Annotated in this window: 25 protein-coding genes and 1 tRNA gene; 16 read left to right on the top strand and 10 right to left on the bottom strand. The window is 57.7% G+C overall.

Going from position 1 to position 25,638, the window contains the following annotated elements:
- Positions 1-29: 29 nt before the first annotated feature.
- The 4 genes from E2L05_RS06030 to E2L05_RS06015 form a co-directional block, all read right to left on the bottom strand.
- A complete protein-coding gene (locus E2L05_RS06030; RefSeq protein WP_133342003.1) occupies positions 30-1,244 on the bottom strand; it encodes an NADP-dependent isocitrate dehydrogenase in 1,215 nt (404 codons plus the stop codon).
- Between the two features lie 257 nt (positions 1,245-1,501).
- Entirely contained in the window at positions 1,502-2,203 is a 702-nt protein-coding gene (locus E2L05_RS06025; protein WP_133342002.1) for an outer membrane protein, read from the bottom strand.
- Between the two features lie 471 nt (positions 2,204-2,674).
- Positions 2,675-3,256, bottom strand: a complete 582-nt coding sequence (locus E2L05_RS06020) for an HD domain-containing protein (RefSeq protein WP_133342001.1) — start codon at positions 3,254-3,256, stop codon at positions 2,675-2,677.
- A 126-nt stretch (positions 3,257-3,382) separates the two neighbouring features.
- The gene (locus tag E2L05_RS06015; protein WP_133342000.1) at positions 3,383-4,036 is read right to left on the bottom strand and encodes an alpha/beta hydrolase; all 654 of its coding nucleotides are present in this window, start codon (positions 4,034-4,036) and stop codon (positions 3,383-3,385) included.
- Between the two features lie 157 nt (positions 4,037-4,193).
- On the opposite strand from E2L05_RS06015, the gene E2L05_RS06010 reads away from it, so the two are divergent.
- The 14 genes from E2L05_RS06010 (at position 4,194) to speB (ending at position 17,992) form a co-directional block, all read left to right on the top strand.
- Positions 4,194-4,652, top strand: coding sequence for a Fe-S cluster assembly transcriptional regulator IscR (locus tag E2L05_RS06010; protein ID WP_133341999.1), 459 nt, complete (start codon positions 4,194-4,196; stop codon positions 4,650-4,652).
- The gene (locus tag E2L05_RS06005; protein WP_133341998.1) at positions 4,652-5,701 is read left to right on the top strand and encodes a cysteine desulfurase family protein; all 1,050 of its coding nucleotides are present in this window, start codon (positions 4,652-4,654) and stop codon (positions 5,699-5,701) included. Before E2L05_RS06010 ends, E2L05_RS06005 begins: the two co-directional genes overlap by 1 nt.
- A gap of 110 nt (positions 5,702-5,811) precedes the next feature.
- Positions 5,812-7,335 carry a Fe-S cluster assembly protein SufB gene (sufB, locus tag E2L05_RS06000; protein ID WP_133341997.1) on the top strand — a complete coding sequence of 508 codons (1,524 nt, stop codon included), beginning with the start codon at positions 5,812-5,814 and terminating at the stop codon, positions 7,333-7,335.
- 231 nt (positions 7,336-7,566) lie between these two features.
- Positions 7,567-7,878 (top strand): heavy metal-binding domain-containing protein, encoded by a 312-nt coding sequence (locus tag E2L05_RS05995; RefSeq protein WP_133341996.1) that lies wholly within the window; start codon positions 7,567-7,569, stop codon positions 7,876-7,878.
- A gap of 43 nt (positions 7,879-7,921) precedes the next feature.
- Positions 7,922-8,677: a Fe-S cluster assembly ATPase SufC gene (sufC, locus tag E2L05_RS05990; RefSeq protein WP_133341995.1), complete on the top strand. Its 756-nt coding sequence runs from the start codon at positions 7,922-7,924 to the stop codon at positions 8,675-8,677.
- On the top strand, positions 8,677-9,966 hold the full coding sequence (locus E2L05_RS05985) for a SufB/SufD family protein (protein WP_133341994.1): 1,290 nt from the start codon (positions 8,677-8,679) through the stop codon (positions 9,964-9,966). The genes sufC and E2L05_RS05985 overlap by 1 nt, the downstream gene beginning before the upstream one ends.
- Entirely contained in the window at positions 9,966-10,478 is a 513-nt protein-coding gene (locus tag E2L05_RS05980) for a YIP1 family protein (protein ID WP_133341993.1), read from the top strand. The genes E2L05_RS05985 and E2L05_RS05980 overlap by 1 nt, the downstream gene beginning before the upstream one ends.
- A 9-nt stretch (positions 10,479-10,487) precedes the next feature.
- Positions 10,488-11,099, top strand: coding sequence for a Yip1 family protein (locus E2L05_RS05975; RefSeq protein ID WP_133341992.1), 612 nt, complete (start codon positions 10,488-10,490; stop codon positions 11,097-11,099).
- Positions 11,092-12,312 (top strand): cysteine desulfurase, encoded by a 1,221-nt coding sequence (locus tag E2L05_RS05970; protein WP_133341991.1) that lies wholly within the window; start codon positions 11,092-11,094, stop codon positions 12,310-12,312. Before E2L05_RS05975 ends, E2L05_RS05970 begins: the two co-directional genes overlap by 8 nt.
- Before the next feature lie 64 nt (positions 12,313-12,376).
- Positions 12,377-12,453: transfer RNA gene (locus E2L05_RS05965), tRNA-Arg, on the top strand.
- A 295-nt stretch (positions 12,454-12,748) separates the two neighbouring features.
- Positions 12,749-14,620, top strand: a complete 1,872-nt coding sequence (gene speA / locus E2L05_RS05960; protein WP_133341990.1) for a biosynthetic arginine decarboxylase — start codon at positions 12,749-12,751, stop codon at positions 14,618-14,620.
- 26 nt (positions 14,621-14,646) lie between these two features.
- Positions 14,647-15,861 (top strand): saccharopine dehydrogenase family protein, encoded by a 1,215-nt coding sequence (locus E2L05_RS05955; protein WP_133341989.1) that lies wholly within the window; start codon positions 14,647-14,649, stop codon positions 15,859-15,861.
- Positions 15,862-15,945: 84 nt separating this feature from the next.
- Positions 15,946-17,133, top strand: a complete 1,188-nt coding sequence (locus E2L05_RS05950; protein WP_133341988.1) for a carboxynorspermidine decarboxylase — start codon at positions 15,946-15,948, stop codon at positions 17,131-17,133.
- A gap of 7 nt (positions 17,134-17,140) precedes the next feature.
- Complete coding sequence (gene speB / locus E2L05_RS05945) at positions 17,141-17,992, top strand: agmatinase (RefSeq protein WP_133341987.1); 852 nt, start codon at positions 17,141-17,143, stop codon at positions 17,990-17,992.
- Between the two features lie 2 nt (positions 17,993-17,994).
- Here speB and E2L05_RS05940 read toward each other — a convergent pair whose 3' ends face one another.
- The 3 genes from E2L05_RS05940 to E2L05_RS05930 all read right to left on the bottom strand — a co-directional run bounded on the left by E2L05_RS05940 (position 17,995) and on the right by E2L05_RS05930 (position 21,079).
- Complete coding sequence (locus E2L05_RS05940; protein ID WP_133341986.1) at positions 17,995-18,969, bottom strand: Gfo/Idh/MocA family protein; 975 nt, start codon at positions 18,967-18,969, stop codon at positions 17,995-17,997.
- A gap of 66 nt (positions 18,970-19,035) precedes the next feature.
- Positions 19,036-19,932 carry an RNA polymerase sigma factor RpoH gene (gene rpoH / locus E2L05_RS05935; protein ID WP_133341985.1) on the bottom strand — a complete coding sequence of 299 codons (897 nt, stop codon included), beginning with the start codon at positions 19,930-19,932 and terminating at the stop codon, positions 19,036-19,038.
- Positions 19,933-20,047: 115 nt separating this feature from the next.
- A complete protein-coding gene (locus tag E2L05_RS05930; RefSeq protein ID WP_133341984.1) occupies positions 20,048-21,079 on the bottom strand; it encodes an RluA family pseudouridine synthase in 1,032 nt (343 codons plus the stop codon).
- A 129-nt stretch (positions 21,080-21,208) separates the two neighbouring features.
- Here E2L05_RS05930 and E2L05_RS05925 point away from each other — a divergent pair, with 129 nt between their 5' ends.
- Positions 21,209-21,544, top strand: a complete 336-nt coding sequence (locus E2L05_RS05925; protein WP_133341983.1) for a DUF6476 family protein — start codon at positions 21,209-21,211, stop codon at positions 21,542-21,544.
- Between the two features lie 11 nt (positions 21,545-21,555).
- Here the strand turns inward: E2L05_RS05925 and E2L05_RS05920 are convergent, their stop codons facing one another.
- From E2L05_RS05920 to purD, 3 genes are all read right to left on the bottom strand, one after another.
- Positions 21,556-22,794 carry an HlyD family secretion protein gene (locus E2L05_RS05920; protein ID WP_133341982.1) on the bottom strand — a complete coding sequence of 413 codons (1,239 nt, stop codon included), beginning with the start codon at positions 22,792-22,794 and terminating at the stop codon, positions 21,556-21,558.
- Positions 22,787-23,206: a hypothetical protein gene (locus E2L05_RS05915; protein ID WP_133341981.1), complete on the bottom strand. Its 420-nt coding sequence runs from the start codon at positions 23,204-23,206 to the stop codon at positions 22,787-22,789. The genes E2L05_RS05920 and E2L05_RS05915 overlap by 8 nt, the downstream gene beginning before the upstream one ends.
- A 94-nt stretch (positions 23,207-23,300) precedes the next feature.
- A complete protein-coding gene (purD, locus tag E2L05_RS05910; protein ID WP_133341980.1) occupies positions 23,301-24,563 on the bottom strand; it encodes a phosphoribosylamine--glycine ligase in 1,263 nt (420 codons plus the stop codon).
- 144 nt (positions 24,564-24,707) lie between these two features.
- On the opposite strand from purD, the gene xseA reads away from it, so the two are divergent.
- On the top strand, positions 24,708-25,638 hold a 931-nt coding region (xseA, locus tag E2L05_RS05905; RefSeq protein WP_133341979.1), incomplete at its 3' end, for an exodeoxyribonuclease VII large subunit.

The raw sequence follows: 25,638 nt of genomic DNA, 5'->3' as shown, positions 1-25,638 counted from the left end.
GGGAATATGCCCCGGCCCAAGTAGGGGTGTCAGCCGACCAACGCTTTGTTCAGGTTGTCGTCCAGCTTTTCAAGGAAGCCCATGGTGGTCAGCCATTTCTGGTCCGGGCCTACCAAAAGCGCGAGATCCTTGGTCATGTACCCGCTCTCAACCGTGTCCACGATCACCTTTTCCAGCGTCTCGGCAAAGGTCAGAAGCGGGGCGTTGTCGTCCAGCTTGGCCCGGTGCTTGAGCGCGCCTGTCCACGCATAAATTGACGCGATGGAGTTGGTCGAAGTTTCCTTGCCGGCCTGATGCTGGCGGTAGTGGCGCGTTACCGTGCCGTGCGCCGCCTCTGCTTCGACGACTTTTCCGTCTGGTGTCATCAGAACGGAGGTCATCAACCCAAGTGAGCCAAAGCCCTGTGCCACGGTGTCGGACTGCACGTCGCCATCATAGTTCTTGCAAGCCCAGACGTAGCCGCCGCTCCATTTCATTGCGCAGGCCACCATGTCGTCGATCAGGCGGTGCTCATAGGTGATACCAGCGGCTTTGAATTTGTCTTCGAACTCTGTGGCATAAATTTCGGCAAAGAGATCTTTGAACCGCCCGTCATAAGCTTTGAGGATCGTGTTCTTGGTGGACAGATACACAGGCCAGCCAAGGTTGAGGCCGTAGTTCAGCGACGCGCGTGCGAAATCGCGGATGGACTCGTCAAGGTTGTACATTCCCATGGCAACGCCGGCCGCGGGCGCATCGTAGATGTCTTTTTCGATGACGGTGCCATCTTCGCCCACGAATTTCATTGTGACCTTGCCCGCACCCGGAAACAGGAAATCTGTTGCGCGATATTGGTCGCCAAATGCGTGACGGCCGACGACGATGGGCCGGGTCCAACCGGGCACAAGACGCGGAACGTTGCGGCAAATGATCGGTTGGCGGAAGATGACGCCGCCCAGAATATTGCGGATCGTGCCGTTAGGGGATCGGTACATGCGTTTCAGGCCGAATTCCTCTACGCGGTCTTCATCGGGCGTGATCGTCGCGCATTTGACCCCAACGCCATAGTGTTTGATGGCTTCGGCGGCATCCACCGTGATCTGATCGTCCGTTTCGTCACGTGCCATGATGCCAAGATCATAATATTTCAGGTCAATATCCAAGTAGGGCAGGATCAGCTTGTCCTTGATGAACTGCCAGATAATCCGGGTCATTTCATCGCCGTCCAACTCAACAATGGGGTTTTCAACTTTGATCTTGGTCATGAAGCATTTCCTTTGGGGACTTGGCATGAATCGCCGCTACCCGGTCATACCGCAGTGCAGCGAAACTACCAAGTACGGTATGCGATGGTATACGAATTAAGTTCATGATGCGTGTTAGCGCGCCTAATTTTCACTCTTTCGACAAAACACAGACGCCATCGGCGAACTCTGGAGCGCCAAAAACAGGAAAAAGGCCCGCCGGTAGGCAGGCCTTTCCATCCTAGATAAGTCGGAGCCGAGGTAGCACCCGGTCCGCCTTAGAAGCGGTAAGACACGCGTGCCGAAACCGTGGTCAGTGAAACGTCCGTGTCCGAATTGTCGAATTCACCGAAATCGTTGTACAGGATCTCGCCACCGACAGACACGTTGTCTGTCAGCAGGTATTCGGCACCGACACCGCCGACCCATCCCCAATCACTGAAGTCCGACCCGTTGATGTCTGCCTCGGAATAGGCGGCACCGGCGGTTGCATAAACCAGCGTGTTGCCAAGGTCGTAGCCGCCTTTCAGTTTCAAGCGGCCAATGCCGTCAATGCTGCCGGCATTGTTGTCGAACTGAATGTCGCTGAAGTCATAGTCGGCTTCACCACCGTACACGAACCTGCCGGAATTCATCAGATAACCGGCATGTACACCGCCAGTCACGCCATCGCCATCTTCACCAATGGAGTTGAAGGTTTTGACGGTTGCGTCAATCGTTGAGTCGATGGTGTCAATGATGCCGTCGTTGTCGATGTCGCCATCATTGGCCGTGTCCGTGTCAGCATACCCATAGCCGATTTGTGCACCGACATATCCCCCTGCCCAACGGCTTTGCGGGGCGGACGTTACGACCGGCACTGGCGCGACGGTCGCGTCGGGCTCAGTCAGGCTTCCAGCGAATACTGCGCCTGTACCTGCAAGCGCGATTGCCGATGTGGTTGCTGCAAGTGCAGCGATGTCGAAATAGGTTCTGCTCATAACGTATATCTCCGTTGTTCGTTCAGTCCCAACGCGGCGCGCCAGCCTGAGTTCCGCAAATATGAGAGAAATTTTCAAACAAAAGGCCGGACACGATACTGTGAGCGGGAAGATGTATTTTTAATTGTATTACGTATGGTTATGAGCGGTTCTTCGCCCAATGTGTGAGGCCAGATAAGCTGACTTCCGCTTGTTTCCAACGAGGCGTCGTGAAGGCGCTTGCATAGCGTTTCGGGGATTGTGGCGTGCCGAAGAGTGACCTTCCGCCATTCGGGTGACCACGATGTGAGTCGCCTTTATGGGGTGTGCGATGGGCGTCTGCTGAGCGTTCCGTAGTCCGCCCAAGAGGTGGGATAAAACGCCGGGTATTTCGCTGGGCTTACGTCGGGCGCGAAGTCAAGAACGGGGCCACATGGCCGATGCCTTCGGGACGTACCGCACCCTTTTGGCTGGCATCAGTCTGCGCCACGATCAGCGCGCGGCGAAATACGGCAGGATGCGGCTACGCACTCGGTCCCAAAGCGCCGGGGCCCCTCGCTTTGCAGGAACCCCAACGCGTGTGTCGATATGGTCAAGTGTGACCGCATAGTCGGCCCAACTGCCCCCTCCGGACGCCATGTTCAGCAGGGGCGGTTGGCACCTGTCCAAAGCTTTGGCAAAGCGGGCGTCGGCTGTGTCGGCGGCTTCAAATTCTTCCCAAAGGGCGCGCAAGTCATCCCTTTGGTCGTCTGGGAGCATGCCGAACAGTCGGTCCGCTGCACGCATCTCGGCCTCTGCCTGATCGGCTTTGGCGGCGTCTGCGCCGTGGATCGGTGTGTCGCCTGCGTCAATCTCGACAATGTCGTGGATCAAAAGCATCCGGATCACCCGGTCAATGGAAACGCCCGGCTGAGCTTGGTCAGACAGAACCAACGCAAACATCGCAAGGTGCCAGGAATGTTCGCCAGAGTTTTCCTTGCGTGTTCCGTCCGCGATCGGTGAGGCGCGCGTGATCGACTTGAGCTTGTCGATTTCGACGAGGAAGTCGAGCTGCTGGTCAAGGCGATCTGTCATTGGAACTCTGTCACTGTGTTGCAAAATCTTGGCGCATTGTCAGGAACATTGCATGCGTCGAAGTCCCAATGCTCTCAGGACTTCAACGCCGGGTCATTGTGCAGTACCGGGGCCTTGCGGCCCGGCTTAGCGCGTCGTTTCTGTCAGCCGCTGTTTCACATAGCCGCTCACGTTGCCGATCATGGTATCCATGTGCGGGTCTTCAAAGAAGTGCCCGGCGCCGTCGATTTCCTGATGTGTGATCGTGATGCCGCGCTGCTCGTGCAGTTTGCCAACCAGTGTGTGCGTATCGGCGGGCGGTGCAACGCGATCAGCGGTCCCATTTATGATCAATCCCGAAGACGGGCAGGGCGCGAGAAACGAAAAGTCGTACATGTTTGCGGGCGGCGAGACCGAGATAAAACCAGTTATCTCCGGGCGGCGCATAAGAAGCTGCATGCCTATCCATGCCCCGAACGAAAAGCCAGCAACCCAGCAATGCTTGGAATTCTGGTTCATCGATTGCAGGTAGTCGAGCGCCGAAGCGGCATCGGACAATTCACCGATCCCCTGATCGTATTCGCCCTGACTGCGTCCTACGCCGCGAAAATTGAACCGCAACACCGTGAAGCCCATGTTGAAGAACGCATAGTGCAGATTGTACACGATGCGGTTGTTCATCGTGCCACCAAATTGCGGGTGCGGATGAAGCACAATCGCAATGGGAGCATCTTTGGATTTTTGAGGGTGGTAGCGACCTTCAAGTCGGCCCTCGGGACCGGGAAAGATAACCTCGGGCATGGTGCGCGGTCTTCCTTGGCGGGTGGCCGACCGCTGTTGACGGGGGTGCGGCGGCTCTTTAGAAACGTTCTATTCTGTTCGGCGGGCTCGAATTATCGAAGGTTAGGACCTAACCATCTGCCGGGAATTGGTCAATGGCACGCACGAGGATAGGGCGATGAAACTGAGCACCAAGGGCAGATATGCAATGGTAGCCCTGACCGATTTGGCGCTGCAACCGTCCGGTGGGCTTGTGACGCTCACCGAAATATCCAAACGACAGGCCGTGTCTCTCGCGTATTTGGAGCAACTGTTCGTCAAGTTGCGCCGCGCTGGGTTGGTGGAATCAGTGCGCGGGCCCGGCGGTGGCTATCGGTTGGCCAAACCGCCCGCGGATATTCGCGTGTCGGACATTCTTGGGGCCGTGGATGAGACCGTCAGCGCGATGCACAAAGGGGCCTCGGTTTCGGGCGGGGCGTCTGGCAGCAAGGCGCAAAGCCTGACCAACCGCCTTTGGGAAGGGTTCAGTGCACATGTCTATGTCTTTCTGCATCAGACCCGGCTGTCTGATATTGTGGAGAATGAACTCGCGCCGTGCCCAGCGGTGCCATCCTTGTTGAACTTTGTGGATGAATAATGGCACGGACCCGGACCTATCTTGATTGGAATGCGACCGCGCCGCTTCGACCCGAGGCGCGCGCGGCGATGATTGCGGCTATGGACGTGGTGGGAAACCCATCGAGCGTTCATGCAGAAGGTCGTGCCGCCACCGCCGTGAAGGAAAAGGCGCGGTCGCAGGTGGCAGAGGCTTTTGGCGCGCAGGCAGCAGATATTGTGTTCACTTCGGGCGCGACCGAAGCGGCGGCTCTGGCGTTGTCCGGGCGCGGCCTGCACGGTGCAGAGGTTGAGCACGACGCGGTGCACGGGTGGATCACGCCGGATTTGCCGGTGGACAGCAACGGTCAGGTGACGGTTTCTGATCCTGCGGTCAGCGTTCTTCAATCGGCCAACAGCGAGACTGGGATTGTTCAAGATCTACCGCCGGGGTTGGCGCTGGTGGATTTCACTCAAAGCTTTGGCAAACTTCCTGTGGCTTTCGATTGGTCGGGGGCGCAGATGGCTCTGATTTCGGCGCACAAACTTGGTGGGCCAAAGGGGGTTGGGGCCCTGGTTCTCAAGCGCGGGTTGGATGTGCAGGCACAAATCACAGGCGGCGGTCAAGAAATGGGCCGTCGGTCTGGAACGGAAAATCTAATTGGAATCGCGGGGTTCGGGGCTGCGGCCGAAGCTGCGGCGCGGGATCTTGCGGACGGTGTTTGGGAAAAAGTTGCCGAAATTAGAAATATTCTAAGTTTGGCGTTGGAACGCGCTGCAAATGAGACTATTTTTGTCGGGAACAACGAGAACCGGCTTCCGAACACGATATGCCTCGTCTCGCCCGGTTGGAAAGGCGAGACTCAGGTGATGTCGATGGACTTGGCTGGGTTCGCGGTTTCGGCCGGGTCGGCCTGTTCATCGGGTAAGCTGCGGGAAAGCCGCGTGCTGCGCGCGATGGGATTTGACGGTGTCTTGTCGGCCTCTGCGCTGCGGGTGTCGATCGGGCCGGAGACGACCGAAGAGCAGGCGCTGCGGTTCGCCGAAACGTGGGGCAAAGCTTACGCCAAGGCTCGGGCCCGTGCTGCCTGAACGGCGGCTGAGAGTATAAGGCGCGTCTGATCGCGCCAAGGAACATCGCGCCAAACGGCGCGTAAACGGAATGGCTCCATAAGAACGGGGCAACAAAGAGGAACGTCGTAATGGCTGCACTGGACAACACAGAAGTTCGGGACGGGGTGGATCGCGAAACGGTCGAAACCGTTCAGTCGATGGCGGGCAAGTACAAGTACGGCTGGGAAACAGAGATCGAAATGGATTACGCGCCAAAGGGCGTGAACCCGGATATCGTGAAGCTGATCTCGTCCAAGAACGAAGAGCCGGAATGGATGACGGAATGGCGGCTGGCAGCTTTTGAACGCTGGGCGCAATTGGACGAGCCGGATTGGGCAATGGTTCACTATCCGCCGATCGATTACCAAGATCAGTATTACTATGCGCGTCCCAAGAGCATGGACGTAAAGCCCAAATCGCTGGACGAAGTAGACCCCAAGTTGCTGGCAACTTACGAAAAACTGGGCATTCCGCTGAAAGAGCAGATGATCCTTGCAGGGGTAGAGGGCGCGGAAGACATGCCCGCCGAAGGCCGCAAGGTGGCAGTTGATGCGGTGTTTGATTCGGTGTCTGTTGGTACGACGTTTCAGGCCGAGCTGAAGAAGGCCGGTGTGATCTTTTGTTCAATTTCCGAAGCGATCCGCGAGCATCCGGAGCTTGTGAAAAAGTACCTTGGGTCCGTTGTGCCTGTCTCGGACAACTATTTCGCAACGCTGAACTCTGCCGTGTTCTCGGATGGATCGTTCGTCTATGTGCCACCCGGCGTGCGCTGCCCGATGGAATTGTCGACCTATTTCCGTATCAACGCTGAGAATACCGGCCAGTTTGAACGCACCCTGATCATCGCGGACAAGGGGTCATATGTCAGCTATCTTGAAGGCTGCACCGCGCCCAGTCGCGATACAACGCAGCTTCACGCGGCTGTTGTTGAAATTGTCGCGCTGGAAGATGCAGAGGTGAAGTATTCCACCGTGCAAAACTGGTTCCCCGGCGACGAGAACGGGAAGGGCGGCATTTTCAACTTCGTGACCAAGCGCGCCGATTGTCGCGGTGACCGGTCCAAGGTGATGTGGACGCAGGTTGAGACCGGCTCTGCGGTGACATGGAAATATCCGTCCTGCATTCTGCGCGGTGACGATAGCCAAGGCGAGTTTTATTCCATCGCCATCACGAACAACTATCAGCAGGCCGATACCGGCACGAAGATGGTGCACTTGGGCAAGAACACCAAGTCGCGCATCGTGTCCAAAGGCATCAGTGCCGGCAAAGCGCAGAACACGTATCGGGGCCTCGTGTCGATGCACCCGAAGGCGAAGAACAGCCGGAATTATACTCAGTGTGACAGCCTGCTGATCGGGTCGGAGTGCGGGGCGCACACTGTGCCGTATATCGAAGTGCGCAACAATTCGAGCCGGGTAGAGCACGAAGCGACGACATCCAAAGTGGATGACGATCAACTTTTCTATTGCCGCCAACGTGGCATGGACGAAGAAGAAGCAGTCGCGCTGGTTGTGAACGGCTTCTGCCGCGACGTCCTTCAGGCGCTGCCGATGGAGTTTGCGATGGAAGCTCAGGCATTGGTTGCAATCAGTCTTGAAGGGTCCGTCGGGTAAGGCAAGGATGCAAGTGCGGGCGGCTCTTTTCGCAGCAACTTTGACCGGGCTGTTTTGTGCGGTCTTTGTTGTTGTATTGCGGTTCGCGGCCCCGTTGCTTCCGGCGCTGCCTGTGATTGCCGTAAGCTTTGTTTCGGGCTTTTTGGGAAGCATTTTTGCAAGCTTTGTGTTGCGGCAGAACAAGGTGCGTTCGCCGCAATCCCACGACCCAGGAACCGGGAGTGCTGATAAATGATCGTGACGACAACGCCAAATGTCGAAGGCCGCCCCATCACCGCATATCACGGCGTCGTCGTGGGCGAGGCGATTTTGGGGGCTAACGTGTTTCGCGACGTGTTCGCCGGAATAACCGATATCATAGGGGGCAGGTCGGGATCGTATGAGGCCAGTTTGGGCGAAGCGCGCGCAACCGCCCTGCGGGAAATGGAACAGCACGCACGCGAGGCTGGCGGAAACGCCGTCGTGGGCGTCGATCTGGACTATGAAGTCATAAACAACATGCTGATGGTGTCTGCGTCTGGCACCGCCGTCACACTGGACTGACGCCGCCCACAGGGTTGGCGCAAAGATTGAAACGGGAAAGAAAATGCTGGAAATCAAAAACCTGCACGTCAAACTTGAAGATGAAGACAAGCAGATCCTGAAAGGTGTGAACCTAACAGTTGAAGCCGGAAAAGTTCACGCGATCATGGGGCCAAACGGGTCGGGGAAATCCACCCTGTCCTATGTCCTGTCCGGGCGCGACGGCTATGAGGTCACTGAGGGCAGCGCGACGCTTGGCGGCGAAGACATTTTGGATATGGAACCGGAAGAGCGTGCAGCGGCGGGCCTGTTTCTGGCGTTCCAATACCCGGTCGAAATTCCCGGTGTCGGCAACATGACGTTCTTGCGTACGGCAGTGAATTCCCAGCGCAAGGCGCGCGGTGAAGAAGAACTGTCCGCAGGCGAATTCTTGAAAGTCGTTCGCGAAAAGGCGAAGGCGCTTGAGATCGATGCAAACATGCTGAAGCGGCCTGTGAATGTCGGTTTCTCGGGTGGCGAAAAGAAGCGCAACGAGATCCTGCAGATGGCCATGCTGGAACCCAAGATGTGCATCCTTGACGAAACCGACAGCGGGCTTGACGTGGATGCGATGAAGCTTGTTGCGGATGGTGTAAATGCGCTGCGCGACGAAGGGCGCGGCTTTCTTGTGATCACCCACTACCAGCGCTTGTTGGACCATATCAAACCTGACGTCGTGCACATTCTGTCCGATGGCCGCATCATCAAGACAGGTGGCCCTGAGTTGGCTCTTGAAGTTGAAAACAACGGCTACGCCGGGCTTAAGGCAGAGGTGGCGTAATGGCCCTGCCGCAACCGAAACTTGATACACTGGATGCGCGTTTGACGGTGCTTGATTTGCCTGATGACAACGGTTGTTTGAAGCCCGCGCGCGAGGACGCTTTGGCCCGTTTGCACGCAAGCGGACTTCCGGGTCGGCGCGACGAGTATTGGAAATACACCCGCCCCGAAACACTGACGTCGGCCGAGGTGATTCCGGCAGCGTTGTTGTCAGAACGCGAAACGCCCGTCTTTGACAATGTCGACCGTGTGCGTCTGGTGTTTGTTGATGGTGTCTTTAATGCGGAAGCATCAGACGATCCATCGCTGGCCGGTGTTACAATCGAACGGCTGGCTGACGTGGCTGCGCATGATATTCATTGGGCCAAGGACATCTATGGCGTTCTCGAAACCCGTGGCCAAACGCCAGTTTCGCGCCCTTTGGCGGCGCTGAACACGGCGTTTGCGACAGACGGTCTTGTCATCCATGCAACAGGCAAAGCGGCCAAGCCGATTGCCTTGGAATACCTGCATCAGTCCGAAACTTCGGACGCGCATTTGCACCATGTCATCAAGGTTGAAACCGGCGCTGTCGTGACGATTCTGGAAGACGGTCCAGCCGCCGCGCGGTTCAACAAGGTGATGGAAGTCGAGGTCGCGGATGGCGGTACGTTCCACCACGTTCGGGCACAAGGGCGCGACCATCAACGCCGCGCAGCGACGCATATTTTTGCGCGTCTTGGCGAAGAGTCTGTGTTCAAATCCTTCACAGTGACCATGAACGGCGTTTTGACACGCAATGATTGTGTCTTGGAATTGACCGGCGACAATGCGGTGGCGCATATCGCCGGGGCCTGCGTTGGGGATGGGGATTTCCATCATGATGACACGGTGTTCATCACGCATGACGCTTTGGCATGCGAAAGCCGCCAGGTGTTCAAAAAGGTGCTGCGCAACGGGGCGACCGGTGTGTTCCAGGGAAAGATCCTTGTAAAGGCCGGGGCGCAAAAGACCGATGGCTATCAGATCAGCCAATCTCTTTTGCTGGATGATGACAGCCAATTCCTTGCCAAGCCCGAGCTTGAGATTTACGCCGATGACGTGGTGTGCTCGCACGGCTCAACAAGCGGGGCCATCGACGAGGAAGGCCTGTTCTATCTGCGCTCGCGCGGTGTGCCCGTGGGCGAGGCGACAGACCTCATGACACTGGCGTTTCTTGCGGAAGCGATCCAAGAGATCGAAGACGCCTCGCTTGCAGAAAACATTCTGGCCCGGCTTGAGGGTTGGATGGCGCGGCGCCGCAAGGACTGATGCCTGTTACATCGGATATCGTGGAAAGTTATCGGTCGCCGGGGCGTGTGCTCCGGCGGCACCTTTCTGCAGGTGTGCGCGAGGATCGGGCGATTGCCTTCGTCATGTTGTCTTGCGTGCTGATCTTCGTCGCTCAACTGCCCCGCATTGCCCGCGAGGCTGAGTTGAGCCCTGATGCCAGCTTTGGTGAACGCGCCACCGGTGATCTGTTCGTGTGGCTTTTTGTGATGCCTTTGGTTTTTTACGGGATTGCCGCGCTAAGCCATCTTTTGGCCAAACCATTCGGCGCGCGTGGGTCGTGGTTCGATGCACGGATGGCTCTGTTCTGGTCTTTGCTGGCCGCTGCGCCATTGTGGTTATTGCGCGGTCTTACGGCCGGTTTCATTGGACCCGGCGTCACCTTGGATACTGTCACGGCGTTTGCTCTTGGCATTTTCGTGCTGCTCTGGTTTCTCGGTCTTCGAGAGGCTGAGTGGCCTAAAAACGTGGCGCACGGACCACAGGGGACCTAGATACCCAACATGACAATTGAACCCCTGGACTTCACCCCGCGTGGATTATTGGCAGCGGCCTTGGCGACGTTGCGCAGGCCGCGTGACGGTGCCGCGCGCGTGTTGAACGCACAACTGCCGACGGCGATCCTTTGGACGATGCTTGCGGCTGTTGTGGCGGCATCGGTGGCTTTGGGTCAAGGCACCCTGATCCTTGCAACCGGGGGCGCAGCACTTGGAAACCCGTACCTTGCCAATCCTCTGGTCATGTTCCTAATCCAGATCGGGCTGCTGGTTGTGATGGTCTATGCAATTCACTTCATCGGGCGCCTGATGGGCGGGCAGGGTGTGTTTGAAGACACGCTTGCCGTGGTGGTCTGGCTGCAATTCGTGATGGCCTGTCTTCAGGTTGTTCAAACTATCGCCCTATTCGTGCTGCCGCCTGTGGCGGACGTGATCGGCATCGTAGGGCTTGTTGTATTCATTTGGCTCTTAACCCATTTCATCGCAACTGTGCATGGGTTCAAATCCCTTGGGCTGGTGTTTGGCATGATCCTTGTGTCCGCGTTTGGGATTACGTTTGCCATGAGCCTGATCCTGACCATGATGGGCGTCGTCGCCCCAGGAGATTTCAATGTTTGACGTTGGTGCGATCCGTAGCGATTTTCCGATCCTGTCTCGTGAGGTGAATGGCAAGCCGTTGGTCTATCTCGATAACGGTGCCTCGGCGCAGAAACCACAGGTCATGATTGATGCCATGACCCGTGCCTACGGGGATGAGTATTCCAACGTCCACCGGGGACTGCATTTCCTGTCGAACCTTGCCACAGAAAACTACGAAAGCGTGCGCGGCACGATTGCGAAGTTCCTGAACGCTGGCAACGAAAACACGATTGTCATGAATTCCGGGACAACTGAGGGGATCAACACGGTCGCCTATGGGTGGGCGATGCCTCGGCTTCAGCCGGGCGATGAGATCATTTTGTCGATCATGGAACATCACGCCAATATCGTGCCTTGGCATTTCCTGCGCGAACGTCAGGGCGTCGTTCTGAAATGGGTTGATGTGGATGCAAATGGCGATCTGGACCCGCAGAAGGTGATCGATGCCATGGGTCCGCGGACCAAGCTGGTCGCGATAACCCATCTGTCGAACGTGTTGGGCACTGTGGTCGACGTTAAAACCATCACGCAGGCGGCACATGCGAAGGGCATTCCAGTTCTGGTCGATGGAAGCCAAGCTGCGGTTCACATGCCGGTTGATGTTCAGGACCTGGGCTGTGATTTTTATGCGATCACAGGCCACAAGCTCTATGGTCCTTCCGGATCCGGCGCGATCTATATCACGCCAGAGCGGATGGCGGAAATGCGCCCGTTCATGGGGGGCGGCGATATGATCCGCGAGGTATCGCGCGATGTTGTGACCTATAACGATCCGCCGATGAAGTTCGAAGCTGGCACTCCGGGGATCGTTCAAATGATCGGATTGGGCGCTTCTCTTGAATACATGATGGCCGTTGGCATGGAGAATATTGCTGCCCACGAAACATCGTTGCGCGATTATGCCCGCGCGAAACTGGACGGTTTGAACTGGCTGAATGTGCAGGGGCAATCTGCCTCAAAGGCTGCGATATTCTCGTTCACATTGCAGGGCGCAGCACATGCTCACGACATTTCCACGGTTCTCGACAAGCGCGGTGTGGCAGTGCGCGCCGGGCATCATTGTGCCCAACCCTTGATGGAGCATATGGGCGTGCCTGCCACCTGCCGTGCCTCTTTTGCCATGTACAACACGGAAGCCGAAGTTGACGTTCTGGTGGACGCGTTGGAATTGTGCCACGAATTTTTCGCCTGAGGCATAAACCGGTCTTGATTCCCCATTGCGAGAGCAGACGGGGTTGCTTATACCCCGCCAACAGGCACCCGTAGCTCAGCTGGATAGAGCGCTGCCCTCCGAAGGCAGAGGCCACAGGTTCGAATCCTGTCGGGTGCACCAATCCCCTAAAAGGCTTAAGTGGCGGTTTGCCGTCGTCTGTCTTTGAGTATTCTGGTCAATGATATCCGCGCGTAAGACAATTCTTCTTTCCCCGACATCTCTGACATCTGTTTCCTGCCAAGCTGATACGTGAGCGACTTGGCTGCCGTCAAAAGGGCCAGTCTGCAGTGACGGAATTTTCAGTGTCCGTCGAAATCTGGCCGTTTGCACCGTGACTTGGCCCGGCAGCTTGTGTAGGCGTTTGAATGGGCCATGCGCCCGTCGCATTTCTTCTGCAAGGAACGGACAACACCCTGTGACCAGTTCGCTTTACGGTATCGACGCATGGGGGCACGGTCTGGTGAACGTGCTGCCAGATGGCAACATCGGACTGAGTGATCCGCTCAACCGCGAGGCCGAGCCTGTCTCGCTTCCAGAGATTGTGCGTGACCTCAAGGATCGCGGAATCGCGACGCCTATTCAGCTTCGTGTGCAGTCCTTCTTGGATTACGGTCTTCACCGACTTTGCGCAGCCTTTGGGGAAACGATTGAACAGGTCGGGTACAAGGGCGTGTATCGCGGCGTTTTTCCGATCAAGGTGAACCAGCAATCCGAGGTGGTCAGCCGCCTTGTCGAGGTTGGCCAGCAATACGGCTATGGATTGGAAGCGGGGAGTAAACCCGAGCTGATCGTGGCGCTGGCGCAGCCATTGGCAAAGGACAGCCTGATCATTTGCAACGGTGTCAAGGATGACGAATTCATCCGCCTTGCGATCTTGTCCCGAAAGTTGGGTTTTAACACGGTCATCGTTCTGGAAAGCCTGAAGGAATTCGAAATCGTGCGCCGCGTTTCGGATGAGATCGGCGTGAAGCCGATGCTTGGCGTGCGCGTGAAGCTGACTCAAACTGTCACTGGCAAGTGGGAGGCGTCTTCGGGGGATCGGTCCAGTTTCGGGCTTGGGACTTACGAAGTCGTGCAACTGATCGACAGGCTGACAGAAACCGGTTTTCTCGATTGTTTGGTGTTGCAGCACAATCACCTTGGAAGCCAGGTTCCAAATGTCATCGATGTGCGCCGCACAGTCACCGAGGCGACACGCTTTTTTGTCGAGTTGCGCAAGATGGGCGTGCCGCTGGAATATCTCGATCTCGGCGGCGGGCTTGGGATTGATTACACCGGCGAGAACAATTCAACCGATAATTCGGTGAACTACTCGGTCGAGGAATATTGCACTGCGATTGTCGAAACCGTGGGCTACGCAATGGATGAGGCGGGCTTGCCGCATCCGACCATTGTGACGGAATCGGGCCGTTTTGTGACGGCCTTGTCGTCGATGCTGATTTTCGATGTGCTGGACGCCACGTATTATGATGTGCCGGACAAACCAGCGCCGCGCGAAGGTGACCATCATTACATGTCTGATCTTGTGGCAGTCGAAGGGTATCTTGAACCGCGACGTGTGCAGGAATGCTATAACGATGCCGTCTATTACCGGGATGAAATCCGCGCACTCTTTCGGCGTGGCGTGGTCGATTTGCGACAGATGGGCCGGGCGGAACGTGCGTTCCTATACACGTTGGCACGCATAGCACAGGTCAACCGCGAGCATCCGTCATCGGGCGATCTGGATGCGCAGTTGGAAGCTTATGTAGATTACTATCACTGCAATTTTTCGTTGTTTCAATCGCTGCCGGATGTTTGGGCGATTGATCAGATTCACCCGGTGATCCCGCTTCAACGCCATGACGAGGCACCAACCCGCCGCGCGATCCTGACGGATATCACCTGTGACAGTGACGGGAAAATTAGTCATTTCGTCCTGGAAGACGGCCTGCACAAGGCATTGCCGGTACATGACTTGCGCGACGACGAAGATTATCTGATCGGAGTGTTCTTTGTCGGGGCCTATCAGGAAACGCTTGGTGATTTGCACAACCTGTTCGGCGACGCCAACGTTGTGACAATCGCGCTCGACGGGGAGGGTGGCTTCAGCGTGGAACACGAAACCGAAGGCGATAGCATCGCCGAAGTGCTGTCTTATGTGGAATACGATCCGCAAGACTGCCTTGCAGCGTTTCGCAAACGCGTGGACGGTGCGGTGGCGCGTCGCGATCTCAGCGCGGATGAACGGCGCGTTTTGATCTCGGCCTACAAAGACAGTTTGGCCGGGTATACATATTTCGAATGACCCCCTCAGCGATACGGGAGACTGACATGGCAGGAAACGTTCTGGTGGTGGGAGCGGGCGGCGTAAGCTCTGTCGCGGTCCACAAAATGGCAATGAACGCCGAAATTTTTGGCAAGATTACGCTTGCTAGCCGCACTAAGTCGAAATGCGACGACATCGCAGCGAGCGTGAAGGCGCGCACCGGAGTGGAGGTTGCCACCGCCGCGCTTGATGCGATGGACGTAGCCGCGACAGTCGCGCTGATCCGCGAGACGGGCGCGGAACTGGTGGTGAACGTGGCGCTGCCCTATCAGGATCTGGTGCTGATGGATGCCTGCCTTGAAGCGGGCGTGCATTACCTTGACACCGCCAACTACGAGCCAGAAGACGAAGCCAAATTCGAATATCATTGGCAATGGGCCTATCAGGACAAGTTCAAGGAAGCGGGTTTGACTGCCATTCTTGGAAGCGGTTTTGATCCGGGCGTTACCAGCGTATTTGCGACGTGGCTGCGCAAGCATAAGTTGGACGGTATACGGCAATTGGATGTGCTTGACTGCAACGGCGGTGACAATGGCAAGGCCTTTGCGACCAACTTCAACCCAGAGATCAACATTCGCGAAGTGACGGCGGATGCGAAGCACTGGGAGGGCGGCGAGTGGGTCATCAGCCCCGCCATGAGCCACAAGGTCAACTTTGATTTCCCCGAAGTCGGGCCAAAGAACATGTACCTGATGTATCACGAAGAGCTTGAAAGCTTGAGCACGCATTTTCCCGAGATCGAGCGCGCGCGATTCTGGATGACGTTCGGGGATGCATATATCAACCACGTAACGGTGTTGCAGAATATCGGCATGACGGCGATCACCCCTGTAATGCATGACGGCCACGAGATTATTCCGCTGCAGTTCTTGAAGACCGTGCTGCCTGATCCGGGTGATCTTGGCGCGCTCACCAAGGGCAAGACGTGCATCGGCGACATTGCAACCGGGCCAGCCAAAGACGGCAGCGGCGAGAAGACGTTCTATATCTACAACATCTGCGATCACGAAGAATGCTATGCAGAAGTCGGCAGCCAAGCCGTGGCCTATACCACGGGCGTGCCTGCGATGATCGGTGCGGCCATGGTGTTGGGCGGGCAATGGAAAGCGCCGGGCGTCTGGAACATGGAACAGCTTGATCCGGATCCCTTCATGGAGATGCTCAACACACAGGGTCTTCCATGGCAGGTGCACGAATTGGACGCTCCGGTTGATTTTTGATGCAGCCGGGGGCGCCGGGGCATCGAGCCCCGCCGCCCCCGGTCGCGGCCTTCGGCGCTTCGGATCCGTGGTGAGGACGGTTTTATGATCGACCAGATTGATATTGCGGCGGATAGCCGGGCGCGGTTCGCGGGTCTTGATTTGGGTCGCGTACCGTCGCCGTGTTTTGTCGTGGACGCCGCACAGATTGATCGCAACTGCGCCATTCTTGCGGATGTCGCGGGCCGCTCTGGTGCGCGGATATTCCTTGCGCTCAAGGCGTTTTCCATGCCCGCCATGGCGCCGGTTGTCATGGCGCATCTTGCAGGCACCGCAGCGTCGGGCGTCAATGAGGCGAGGCTTGGGCGTGAAGTGTTTGGCGGCCATGTGGCCACGTTCAACGCAGGCTTCAAATCAGAAGAACTTGCCGAGGTGCTGCGCCTTTCAGACCATGTAATTTTCAATTCCGTGACGCAGTTGGCACGGTTTAGGACCATGGTCAGTTCTGCCCGCGATGCTGGTGAAAGTGTCGAGATCGGTCTGCGGATCAACCCAGAACACTCAGAGGGTTGGACCGAAAAATACGACCCGGCAGCCCCGTGTTCGCGTCTTGGTACGCCGATATCTCAAATCACGGCTGCGGATCTGACGGGGCTTGATGGGCTGCACATGCACACATTGTGCGAACAGGATTTTGCGCCGTTGAAACGCACTTGGGATGCGGTTGAACCTGTGATCGGGCCATGGCTTCGCAATCTGCGTTGGTTCAATCTGGGCGGCGGGCATCACATCACGCGGAGTGACTACGACCGGGCCGGTCTTGTGGCATTGATCCGGCACATTCGCGAAACGTATGAAGTGGACGTCTATTTGGAACCGGGTGAGGCGGTAGCGTTGCAGGCGGGAATTCTAGTGGGAGAGATTCTGGATCGCAGCGAAAACGGAATGCCTTTGGCAATCAGCGATATCAGTGCCACGTGTCATATGCCCGACGTGATTGAAGCGCCTTATCGCCCGGACCTGCTGGGTGAACTGCCGGAAGGCGAGGGGAGCGAAATCCGTGTTGGTGGACCCTCTTGTTTGGCGGGCGACGTCATTGGTGATTTTCGCCCGGCGCAGGGGTGGCAGGTCGGTGACCGTTTCGCATTTCTCGATCAGGCGCATTACTCCATGGTCAAGACCAATACCTTCAACGGTGTGCCCTTGCCTGCGCTGGCTGTTTGGGACAGCCGAACTGACGATCTGCGAATCGTGCGTGAGTTCGGGTATGACGATTTTCTAATGAGGCTTTGAGCGACCCATGGTTCCCTTTCTTGACGGTGAATTGAGTGCGGCAGAGACCGATCCGGCGCAAGCGCGGTTCAGGGTGATCCCGGTCCCCCTGGAACGCACGGTCAGCTATGGCGCTGGCACGGCCAACGGGCCGGCTGCGTTGCTTGAGGCCAGCGTGGAATTGGAGCGTCTTTGGCGTGGGGGCGAGCCCTGTGCGCAGGGGATTGTGACCGAAGACCCGGTCGATTGTTCGGGCGAATTGCCGTCGGTAATGGAACGGATTGCCGCGCGGACAACGGCGGCAGTCTCGGCAGGGTGCATTCCCGTTGTTCTGGGCGGCGAGCATTCGCTGAGCTATGGGGCTGTGCGCGGTGTCGCAGCGGCGCTGAAGGGCACGGTTGGGATTGTGCAAATCGACGCCCATGCCGATCTGCGGCGAGCCTATCAGCAGGAACGACATTCGCATGCGTCTGTTATGCAGCTTTTGGGCGAAGAAGACGGGATCGCCTTGGCGCAGTTTGGCGTGCGTGCCTTGTGTACCCAAGAGGCGGAATTACGATCTGCTTTGAATGTCTTCCACGTGGATGCAGAAGAGTTGGTCACACGCGGGCTGCATGCCGTTGAATTGCCCGCGGATTTCCCCAAGCAGGTCTATGTCAGTTTCGATGTGGACGGTCTTGACCCGTCGGTGATGCCGGCCACTGGAACGCCTGTACCGGGTGGGCTTGGGTTCTGGCAAGCGATCCATCTGGTGCAAAGCGCATTGAACGGTCGGCAACTGGTTGGGTGCGATGTGGTTGAACTTGCACCGCGCCCCGGGGACGCGGTGTCTGATTTTACGGCAGCGCAGGTCACCTATGCCCTGATGGCGTTGGCCTGAGGTCAGTCCAGCGATTGCGCATTTTCAAACGCAGCATCCATCATCACCTGTGTTCCCTTGGAAAATTCTAACGGGCAGGGATAGGCGACACCAGTCGTGGCCGATTGGTTGAAGGCCGCAACCTGCAAATCGTACTGTCGTGCCCCGTTAAAACGGGCGACGCTTTCGTCGTGCCCGGCGCGGCGCAGGATCACACATGTGTCGCCAAAAACCGGGCCATTGAAGGGGGCTGTCAGATGGATCGACCCAAGCGAGCCATGAAAGGTCATGCTCTGGTAGGGGTTGAGCCGCGTCGACACACATGCCGAATAGGTAACAGAACCAAAGCGGGCCGAGATGTCGCTAAACACATCAAATCCACTTTCCCATCGGATACGCGCGCTCACTTCTGTGGGTTCTGCCCCGGTGACGAACCGCGTTGATCCGATGACATAGACACCGATATCGCGCATTGCCCCGCCGCCAAGGTCGGCCTGATTGCGTATGTTTTCCGGCTGATCCCCGTTATTGAAGCAAAACATACCTTGAACGTGTTGCAACGTGCCAATCGCGCCTTTGGCGATCAGGTCGCGCACATGGTGCCATTGCGGGTGAAAAACGATCATATACGCTTCGGCAGCGAGTTTGCCGCTTTGATCCCGCGCCTTGATGAGGGTGTCAATTTCATCGGCCTGCATTGCGACAGGCTTTTCCGTCAACACGTGCTTGCCTGCCTCTAGGGCCTTGAGCGTCCAGTCCACATGCAGGGTGTTGGGCAAAGGGATATACACGGCATCGACCCCCGGATCAGCGATCAGGGCGTCGTAGCTTTCATGAACCTTGAGGTTAGGTGCGATATCCTTGAAACGATCCGCTTTTTCGGGGGATCGGGTGGCAAGTGCTTCAAGCGAGCCACCCGCCGCCGCATGAAGCGCCGGTCCCATGTGTTGGGCGGCGAAATTAGACGCCCCAAGAATGCCCCATCGAACATCTGCCATGAAATTCTCCTTGTATGTTTGCGCCAACCCTAGGGGGCGGGTGGAGCAAGATACAAGGGCAGGCGATCATTCGGCGGATACAAGACCCTTTTCCGACGCCAACTCGCGCATGCGTGTCTGCAGCTTGTCAAACGCCCGCACTTCTATCTGGCGGATGCGTTCGCGGCTGACGTCATACTGCGATGAGAGGTCTTCCAGCGTGATGGCCTTGTCCTGAAGGCGACGCTGAACAAGAATGTCCTTTTCGCGGTCATTCAGCACGTTCATCGCTTCGGCAAGCAGTTCACGGCGCACGCTCAGTTCATCTTGTTCAGCATAACTGCCCGCCTGATCGGCGTCTTCATCTTCCAGCCAATCTTGCCATTGCGCTGACCCATCATCTTCGGATCCGATCGTTGCGTTCAGCGATGCATCCCCGCCCGAAAGGCGACGGTTCATCGAGATAACCTCGTCTTCCGTCACGTTCAGGTCATGGGCGATTTTGGCGACGTTTTCGGGACGCAGGTCACCATCTTCCAACGCGCCAATGCGGGACTTGGCTTTGCGCAGGTTGAAGAACAGTTTCTTCTGTGCGCTGGTCGTTCCGAGCTTCACAAGACTCCAGGATCGCAGGATGTATTCCTGAATCGAGGCGCGAATCCACCACATCGCATATGTCGCCAGACGAAAGCCCTTTTCCGGATCAAACCGTTTGACGGCCTGCATCAAGCCAACATTCGCTTCCGAAATGACTTCTGCTTGCGGCAGACCGTAGCCGCGATAACCCATGGCAATTTTCGCTGCGAGACGCAGGTGCGACGTCACCATCTGGTGCGCAGCGCCGGTGTCTTGGTCTTCGACCCATCGCTTGGCCAGCATGTATTCCTGCTCTGGTTCAAGCATAGGAAACTTCCGGATCTCTTGCAGATACCGGTTCAGCCCTTGTTCCGGGGAAGGTGCGGGAAGATTTCCATAAGTGGCCACGGGCGTATCCCTTCGTCGGGTGCAATGTTCATTCGTTTTACATTAACTGGTCATTCCGCCGTCAGGCTTCAAGCCCTGTAATGTCATGACCAGCGCACACCGGGTGTGCGCAGACCTAACCAGACAGCAAATTGACCAAGTTTTGCATATCATCGGGGATTTGTGCCGAGAATTCCAACCACGTCTGCGTGACGGGATGTGAGAACCCGAGAGTCGCGGCATGCAGTGCCTGACGTGGAAATGCGTCGGTTTGTGAAACGGCATCCGGTGTCGCTGCAAAGGATTTTCCCGCCAGTTTGCGCCGCGCGCCATAGGTCTGGTCGCCCACAAGAGGGTGACCAAGATGTGCCATATGGACCCTGATCTGATGTGTGCGCCCGGTCTCAAGCCAGCAATCGAGCAGCGCCGCGGCGGCGGGTGTGCCGAAACGGTCCAGTACGCGCGCCCGGGTGACCGCACGCCGTCCACCATTGTTGAGAACAGCTTGCTTTTGTCTGTCGTGACGATGGCGGCCAATCTGAGTTGTGACGCACAGAACGCCGCCAGCTTCGAACGAGGTGCCCGGAAGCCCCACCAGCCGGGGTGAAGCCGCGTCGGGCACCCCGTGTACCAGAGCGCGATAATGGCGGGCGACACTGTGCGCTGCGAATTGCTCTGCCAGTCCGTGATGGGCTCGGTCCGATTTGGCCACGACAAGCAACCCGGAGGTGTCTTTGTCGATCCGGTGAACGATGCCGGGTCGGCGGTCGCCGCCCACGCCTGACAAGGTATCGCCGCAATGGGCCATCAGGGCATTGACCAGCGTGCCAGACGGACTGCCGGGCGCGGGGTGTACAACCATTCCTGCCGGTTTGTTGACAACGATCAGGTCGTCGTCTTCGAACACCACATGAAGTGGAATGTCCTCGGCCAGCAGATCTGTGTCCTGTGCTTCTACGACCTCGATTGTGATCTCGTCGCCCTCGTCGAGCTTGGATTTTGCGTTGAGCACGGTGTCACCGCGCCGCACGGCGCCATCGGCCAACAGACGGGTGATGCGGGTCCGGCTAAGCGCGGCCTCAAGGGGCACATCGCGCGCGAGCGCCTTTTCGATCCGCGGGGGGGGATCTGCTGCGATCAGCACGTGCAATGTTCGGGTGACGGACACAGTTGGTGGCCTCCGGAAGGTGAAAACAGCGCCCCGCTTAGCGTGCGGCGAGAGGGCTGTCACCCCTTCGCGGTCTGGTCACGGGCGGGAAAGGCCGCTATCAGCCCGCCTACACAGGCGAGGCGCACCATGACTGACGATACATCACACACGGACGTTCCAGAACCCTCGAGCCTGCGCAAGCTGCGTGTGCTGGTCACCGTGCTGATGTGGGTGATGATCGTCGGGATGGTATCCGTCGTCGGCCTTCTGGTTTTGCGGCTGTCGCAACCTTCGCCGTCTGCGCAGGCACTGGTGCCGACGTTACCTTCAGAAATCAACTTGCCGGATGAAGCACGCCCTCTGGCAGTTACAGCAGGGGCAGGGTGGTATGCAGTCGTAACCGAAGACGACCGCATTCTTATTTTTGATGCATCCGACGGCGCATTGCTTCAAGACATTCCTGTCTTGCTACCTCAACAGTGACGCGCAGCCCCTTAATGCCCGCCTGACAGAACCAGACTACGTACTGGCAGCAACAGTGTCTGCGCCCGTAGAATGATGGCGTGGATCATGCCAACAGTGTCTACCCCATGCATGCCCAACTTGGTCCAGAACCCAAGAGACGGGTCATCAAGTTGATCATGGAAACTGGTATAGGCATTTGCGACACAATCGCTTCCGGGAGGAATTGCGTCGGCATGACCCGGAAACAAGGGTTCCATGTTGACGGTCAGGGTGCCGGGCGTTTGGCTGCGCGATTGCAAATCGATCAATTGATCAGACGGGCGGAACTGACCCGTTGCAATTACGGGTTGTACGGCAGTGATGACCATCGGAATAACGGTGAATGGCTGCGAGGCACACGCGATTTCCGCCAACATGCCGGGCTTGATGATCTGGCCTGCGAGTTGTCCGAAGCCCGCCACAAAACGGCCTTCTTCAAATTCCGCGGGGACAAGGATACCTGCGGGGCGCAATACGGCGCTTACATAATCGCCGACTTGAAGTTGAAACTGCTCAACTTCACCGTCTTCACCCGCAACGACGATCGTCTTGTCCAGCTCTGCCTGTGCTTGGGCGAGATTGGCTTCGGCGGTTGCCATCTGTGCGGGGATCAGAACATCGATCTGGGTCTGCAATGCCTGAACATTTGCAAAGGCGGCATCAACCGCCCCTTGGCGGGAGTTTACGCTATTTTGCAGCCGGTCGATTTCGCGCCCTGCCACCACATTTGCGTTGCGCGCCTGAAGGTTCAGTTGCCGTGCAAGTTCGTCTTGCGATCGTTCCAACAATCCAACGGCCTGATCTGCGGTGCCGGAGGCGGCGGCAAGTTGGTCACGTGCGACCGCCAAAGACGCCTCGACTTCTGCGATACGTCGCTCGGCGGCGACGACCGCTGTGCGCTGTGTCGAATCCTCGATCTTGAAAATCGGATCGCCTTCGGAAACCTCTTGTTTTGTGGTGACATAGACTTCTTCAACACGGCCGGGGATCTGGGGCAGAATGGTAACTGTACGGAAAAAGGACGACACAGCCGAAGTTGAGGGATGAAAATAGAAAACGGTGGTGATCAGCAGGACAGTCAGCATGACGCACCCTGTCAGACCCCAGCGAAGTTCATACCAGACCGAGAACAGATTGATCTCGCGGCCGACCCGTTTTCCCTGCCGGAAACGCCGATAAAGATAGTCGGGGAAAATCGTGAAAAAGGAACAGAACAGCAGTTCAAACATGGTCAGTTTTCCCTGTGCCATTCTGCGCTGAATCGTCCGGCTCGGGGCCGATATCCGGTGCGCGCCATGTCGCCTTTTCAAGGGATCGCGCGATGCTGTTCAGCGGCGTCATGAAATCTGGCACTTCAACAACTGCGATTACCAGGGCAAGGAGCCAAAAGATGTTGTTATGGGTGAAAAGAGCCAAGAGGGCCAATATCCCAATCAACTGGAACTGAACCGAATTACGCTTGTGGGCCATGCGTTCGGGCAACGCGTGCAGCGTGAGGTACAGCACACCGATGATCAGGATAATGCCGACCAGAAAGATGCCGACATTGACCATCATCTGATCGGTTTCACCGGGGGCAGTTATGAACCTTGGTAGGTGTTCCGGTGCCAATGGATGCATTGGCTGGGTGCTGGTTGCCATGTGAACTTGTCCCCGGTCTCATTTTGGTCTGTGTTTCTACGTCCGGTGTGATGCCTATCTAAACCCGAACCATACACTTTGATCTGCGGCAAGCTTAAAGAGCGCGCCATCCTATATCACGGCGCAGCGTCGCGTTTGGCCAGTCTACGGCATCTGCCAGTGCATAGGCCCGGTCGCGCGCCTCTGCCAACGTTGCGCCACGCCCTGTTGCGTTCAGAACGCGCCCACCGTTTGAAACGATCGTCCCGCCTTGGGCTTTGGTCCCAGCGTGGAACATCATGTGAAAGCTGTCTTCCGGCAAGTCACTGAGCCCGCCAATGGTATCGCCCTTGCCATAGGCCCCCGGATACCCTTTGGCAGCCAGAACGACGGTCATGGCGTGATCGTCAGCCCAATCAACGCGTTGGCCAGCCAGCCGCCCATCTGCGGCGGCATGGATCAAATCGAACGCCTGCGCGCCCAGGCGCAGCATAAGCGCCTGACATTCAGGATCGCCGAAGCGCGCGTTGTATTCGACAAGCCGTGCCGCGCCGTCTTTGATCATCAGTCCGGCATATAGAACGCCTTGATAGGGCGTGCCTCGTCGCGCCATTTCTGCAAGGGTCGGGCGGATCACTTGGTCCATCACAAGCGTCTGCATGGCATCATCCATGATCGGGGCAGGGGAATACGCGCCCATGCCGCCAGTGTTGGGACCGGTATCGCCTTCACCAATGCGCTTGTGGTCTTGCGCGGTTCCGATAGGCAGCGCAATTTCCCCGTCGCAGAGCACGAAGAAGCTGGCCTCTTCGCCGTCCATGAATTCTTCGATGACCACTTCAGCGCCTGCACCCCCGAAGGCACCGCCGAACATGTCGTCAATCGCAGCGAATGCCTCGGCCTCGGTCATGGCAACGACGACACCCTTTCCTGCCGCAAGCCCGTCGGCTTTCACGACAATGGGAGCGCCGGTGCTGGCGATATAGGCGCGGGCGCTGGCAGCATCCGTAAAACGCGCCCACCCGGCCGTTGGGACCTTTGCAGCATCGCAGACCTGCTTGGTGAACGTCTTTGACGCTTCGAGTTGCGCCGCAGCCGCGGATGGACCGAAACACAGGACCCCGGCGGCGCGCAATTCGTCGCTGACACCTGCCACCAAGGGGGCCTCCGGTCCGACGATCACCAAATCAATGGCGTTTTCGACAGCGAATTGGGCAATCGCGGCGCCGTCTTCGATAGGCAGGTCGGCACATTCTGCAACGCTGGCCATACCTGCATTGCCCGGTGCAACGATCAACCTGTCACATTTCGGGTTTTGCATGGCCGCCCATGCAAGCGCATGCTCGCGCCCGCCGCCGCCGAGGATCAGGATATTCATGCTTGGTCCGTCCATTCTTTGCTGTGATCGCGTCGTAAGCAAGCGGCCCCCATCTGGCAAGCCTCCCGGTTCGGGTGGGGTGGGTCCTTTTCCTCGGGTGCTGGCTGCGGTAGCGTCCGGTTCGAGATCAGGGTTGGGGTGAAAATGGATCTGCTCGACGACGAAGATGGCGACCGGCTTGGCGGAAACGCGCCGGAATTTACCGTGTCCGAATTGTCAGGGGCGGTGAAGCGCACGATTGAAGGCGGCTTTTCGCGCGTGAGGGTGCGGGGTGAGTTGGGCCGCGTGTCGCGCCCGCGATCCGGCCATGTGTATCTTGACCTCAAGGATGACCGCTCGGTACTGGCCGGTGTGATCTGGAAAGGCCAGGCCGCGAAGCTTGCCACCCCGCCTGAAGAGGGGCTGGAGGTTGTCGCGACGGGCCGTCTGACCACGTTTCCGGGGCAATCGAAGTATCAGATCATCATTGACAGCCTAGAGCCCGCAGGCGTTGGCGCCCTGATGGCGATGCTTGAAAAGCGCAAGAAGGCCTTGGAGGCAGAAGGACTTTTCGCGCCGGAACGCAAGCGCCCGCTGCCTTTTTTGCCCGAAGTGATTGGGGTTGTAACGTCACCGTCCGGCGCTGTTATTCGCGATATCTTGCACAGATTGCGTGACCGGTTCCCCCGCAAGGTTCTGATTTGGCCCGTGGCAGTGCAGGGCGAGAAATGTGCGCCCGAAGTTGTCCGTGCCATTGCCGGGTTCAATGCGATGACGCCCGGTGGGGCTTTGCCGCGTCCGGATTTGCTGATCGTGGCGCGGGGCGGCGGATCCATCGAAGATCTTTGGGGGTTCAATGACGAAGCCGTCGCGCGCGCTGCTGCGGCCTCGCAGATCCCGCTTATCTCGGCGGTTGGCCACGAAACTGATACGACCCTGATCGATTACGTGTCTGACCGCCGTGCCCCGACCCCAACAGCAGCCGCAGAACTGGCCGTCCCGGTCCGGGCTGATTTGTTGGCAACGCTTGGGGCGGCAGGAGGGCGACTAACCGGTGCACAGGCGCGGGGGCTGTCCATCCGTGGTCAGCGCCTGC

The organism is Meridianimarinicoccus aquatilis, from assembly GCF_004358675.1.
GTDB classification, from domain to species: domain Bacteria; phylum Pseudomonadota; class Alphaproteobacteria; order Rhodobacterales; family Rhodobacteraceae; genus Meridianimarinicoccus; species Meridianimarinicoccus aquatilis.
Note: the sequence above shows the minus strand (reverse complement) of the source record. Positions and strands in the feature narration are given on the sequence as shown.

Bases quoted from the DNA above. Each gene is read 5' to 3' on its own strand.
- E2L05_RS06030 (WP_133342003.1), bottom strand. From the start codon at position 1,244: ATGACCAAGATCAAAGTTGAAAACCCCATTGTTGAGTTGGACGGCGAT.
- E2L05_RS06025 (WP_133342002.1), bottom strand. From the start codon at position 2,203: ATGAGCAGAACCTATTTCGACATCGCTGCACTTGCAGCAACCACATCG.
- E2L05_RS06020 (WP_133342001.1), bottom strand. From the start codon at position 3,256: ATGACAGATCGCCTTGACCAGCAGCTCGACTTCCTCGTCGAAATCGAC.
- E2L05_RS06015 (WP_133342000.1), bottom strand. From the start codon at position 4,036: ATGCCCGAGGTTATCTTTCCCGGTCCCGAGGGCCGACTTGAAGGTCGC.
- E2L05_RS06010 (WP_133341999.1), top strand. From the start codon at position 4,194: ATGAAACTGAGCACCAAGGGCAGATATGCAATGGTAGCCCTGACCGAT.
- E2L05_RS06005 (WP_133341998.1), top strand. From the start codon at position 4,652: ATGGCACGGACCCGGACCTATCTTGATTGGAATGCGACCGCGCCGCTT.
- sufB (WP_133341997.1), top strand. From the start codon at position 5,812: ATGGCTGCACTGGACAACACAGAAGTTCGGGACGGGGTGGATCGCGAA.
- E2L05_RS05995 (WP_133341996.1), top strand. From the start codon at position 7,567: ATGATCGTGACGACAACGCCAAATGTCGAAGGCCGCCCCATCACCGCA.
- sufC (WP_133341995.1), top strand. From the start codon at position 7,922: ATGCTGGAAATCAAAAACCTGCACGTCAAACTTGAAGATGAAGACAAG.
- E2L05_RS05985 (WP_133341994.1), top strand. From the start codon at position 8,677: ATGGCCCTGCCGCAACCGAAACTTGATACACTGGATGCGCGTTTGACG.
- E2L05_RS05980 (WP_133341993.1), top strand. From the start codon at position 9,966: ATGCCTGTTACATCGGATATCGTGGAAAGTTATCGGTCGCCGGGGCGT.
- E2L05_RS05975 (WP_133341992.1), top strand. From the start codon at position 10,488: ATGACAATTGAACCCCTGGACTTCACCCCGCGTGGATTATTGGCAGCG.
- E2L05_RS05970 (WP_133341991.1), top strand. From the start codon at position 11,092: ATGTTTGACGTTGGTGCGATCCGTAGCGATTTTCCGATCCTGTCTCGT.
- E2L05_RS05955 (WP_133341989.1), top strand. From the start codon at position 14,647: ATGGCAGGAAACGTTCTGGTGGTGGGAGCGGGCGGCGTAAGCTCTGTC.
- E2L05_RS05950 (WP_133341988.1), top strand. From the start codon at position 15,946: ATGATCGACCAGATTGATATTGCGGCGGATAGCCGGGCGCGGTTCGCG.
- speB (WP_133341987.1), top strand. From the start codon at position 17,141: ATGGTTCCCTTTCTTGACGGTGAATTGAGTGCGGCAGAGACCGATCCG.
- E2L05_RS05940 (WP_133341986.1), bottom strand. From the start codon at position 18,969: ATGGCAGATGTTCGATGGGGCATTCTTGGGGCGTCTAATTTCGCCGCC.
- E2L05_RS05925 (WP_133341983.1), top strand. From the start codon at position 21,209: ATGACTGACGATACATCACACACGGACGTTCCAGAACCCTCGAGCCTG.
- E2L05_RS05920 (WP_133341982.1), bottom strand. From the start codon at position 22,794: ATGTTTGAACTGCTGTTCTGTTCCTTTTTCACGATTTTCCCCGACTAT.
- E2L05_RS05915 (WP_133341981.1), bottom strand. From the start codon at position 23,206: ATGGCAACCAGCACCCAGCCAATGCATCCATTGGCACCGGAACACCTA.
- purD (WP_133341980.1), bottom strand. From the start codon at position 24,563: ATGAATATCCTGATCCTCGGCGGCGGCGGGCGCGAGCATGCGCTTGCA.